This window comes from Pseudomonas sp. LM13, from assembly GCF_041381355.1.
Taxonomy (GTDB): Bacteria; Pseudomonadota; Gammaproteobacteria; order Pseudomonadales; family Pseudomonadaceae; genus Stutzerimonas; species Stutzerimonas frequens.
In genome coordinates, this window is the sequence record NZ_JACBXH010000095.1 from 1 (window position 1) to 2,164 (window position 2,164).

Here is a 2,164-nt window from a genome sequence, read left to right on the forward strand (position 1 = left end):
TTAGAACGGGCACAACGCTAAAGTGCGAAATTTACCACTTCGTGCAAATTGACGTTGTTAGCTTATTAGAGGTGGGTAATTGAATAAGATAAAATTGCTGTTTTTTATTGGCGCGATACTTTTAAGCTCATCAGTATTTTCAGACACACATGAAAAGTCGGTACTTGGTTACAGGATTGGAGTAGATACTAAAAGTGAGCTGCAAAGCAGACTGGGGGCGACTGCAAAGCTCTATGAACGAGGAAGGGTTGCAGATGAAATACAACGTACATATAAAAATCTTCCAGTACAGAAGCCGTTTGAAACCCCTGCCCAGGCTGCGGAATTTATGATAAAGGCGGAGCCAGCAGCCAAAATTGCCCCTATGCTCTCCATTGAAGATGCTGGCAATATTTCAGATGCGAATATAGACACTTTGGATCTTGGTTTTTCACCTAAGAACGAAGATAGGCTCTGGTCAATAATTGTAGCCTTTTCTGCTAAAGACCCTCAAGCTCTTGAGGATATTGTGTCTGGAATTACCGAAAAGTATCCTGGGGGTGAATTTGAGGATTTTACAAAGTTTTACATGCAGCCTAGATACAAGGTAAAGGATGGAGACCTATATATCAGTGTTTCCAAGATTGAAAATAAAAAATGCGAGACTGCTGTAGATACAAGCTTTCTGGACTCAAGTCCTCAAGAGTGCAGATCATTCAAGCTTGAAATTATCTATCAGTGGACTCCCTTTAACTCGATGGTTGATCAGTATTGGAAAGAAGTATCCAATGCAGATAAAAATAAAAAAATGTCTCTTGTTAATCAGCTTTAGCGGACGAATAGGAATTAATCTAGGTTTGGACTGAAACGCCCCTGTATTTTAGCCAACTTCAGCCAGCGCCGATTTTGAAGATGATAGACGGATCAAAGACGATCAGGTCGCCCACTCATTTCAGGGTTTCTGGCTACTACAATGACCTCGCGGCGGCCATTTCCCATATCAGATCGCTGCTGCCAGCGCTGGTAGTACGTGGAACAAGCTACAGTCGGATCATTCCGAGTCTAAATTTTTTTATGCCTAGACCATGCTGGCAGCATCAGCCTCACCCAGACGCCATGTCCCACTAATGAAGAATATACTTATGTATTTCAAGAAGGTTTGTAGTCGGGTTATTACATCGTTTTTTGCTTTGATCCTAGGATTTTCAGCTGCTGCTGACGCATTTGCTGAAAGCTACTACAGGACAGTCAAATTGCCCCGCTCGGTTACCGTCATGCTTCCGTTTAATTGGAAGGTCGTGAGTGATAATCAGCGAGCTACCATTGGGGCTTTTGTCGAGTCGGCCATTGAGAAGACCGGCATGCTCAATGCAACCTCGGAATATGCTTTCGGCGCAAATTTATTTGATGATGCTGGAAAGGTTTCCAGCATGATGAACATTCGGTACTACCCAGAGATGCCGGTTGGACAGGACTTGGTGACCGAGTTCACCGCGGTAGATGTTCTAGACATAGACAAGATGCTTGAGAAGTCTATTAGGGCTGGTGGGCAATCTGCTGGTTATCAAATTCTGCAGTGGCGGGGTACGCGTAAGGTCGTCGTGAACGGTTACACAATGCTTCTGTCTGAGTACAAGCGTGGGCCGTTGAAAAACAATGGCAATTTCGTGGTTCGCTTGGCGCGTATTCTCAACGGGCCCAAGTCTTTCACTATCACAGTGTCTTATCGTGAAGATGATGAGATTTTTCTAAGGCCAATTGGTGACAAGATCATCTCTTCTATTCAGCCATAGGGCATTTTAACGGTCGCCTGCTCAGGCTCAACACTCTATATTGCCTCAGAGAAAGCCCTAACTGCATTTCTCACGTTTGAGTGCCTGCTATTGGCCGGTTGCTGCCTGTTACTGCCGTCTGCTTTACGGTATTTGGCACAAATCAGCGTATCGAAACGACCTTCCAGTCCCGATTTTCCTTGATAGCTGACATCGAAAGATTGCCGGTAGCTGCTTGTTGGATGTGCTCGCTCCACCAAGCCATCATCGGGCGTCTGCGCTCGATGTAATCAGCTCGGTTGTATGCGCTGCGAACCTCGTCCTTATCGACGTGGGCAAGCGCTACTTCGATCAGTTCAGGATCCCAGCCTTGTTCGTTGAGGATGGTGCTGGCCATTGAGCGCATGCCATGG

Annotated in this window: 2 protein-coding genes and 1 pseudogene; 2 read left to right on the plus strand and 1 reads right to left on the minus strand. The window is 45.6% G+C overall.

Annotated elements, in window-relative coordinates; all coding sequences use genetic code 11:
* The first annotated feature begins 79 nt into the window (after nucleotides 1-79).
* A complete protein-coding gene (locus HZR81_RS23380; protein ID WP_500129374.1) occupies nucleotides 80-811 on the plus strand; it encodes a hypothetical protein in 732 nt (243 codons plus the stop codon).
* Between the two features lie 310 nt (nucleotides 812-1,121).
* Complete coding sequence (locus HZR81_RS23385; protein WP_500129375.1) at nucleotides 1,122-1,772, plus strand: hypothetical protein; 651 nt, start codon at nucleotides 1,122-1,124, stop codon at nucleotides 1,770-1,772.
* Between the two features lie 142 nt (nucleotides 1,773-1,914).
* On the opposite strand, the pseudogene HZR81_RS23390 reads toward HZR81_RS23385, so the two are convergent.
* A pseudogene (locus HZR81_RS23390) lies at nucleotides 1,915-2,164 on the minus strand (integrase); the annotation flags it as partial.

Bases quoted from the DNA above. Each gene is read 5' to 3' on its own strand.
- HZR81_RS23385 (WP_500129375.1), top strand. From the start codon at position 1,122: ATGTATTTCAAGAAGGTTTGTAGTCGGGTTATTACATCGTTTTTTGCT.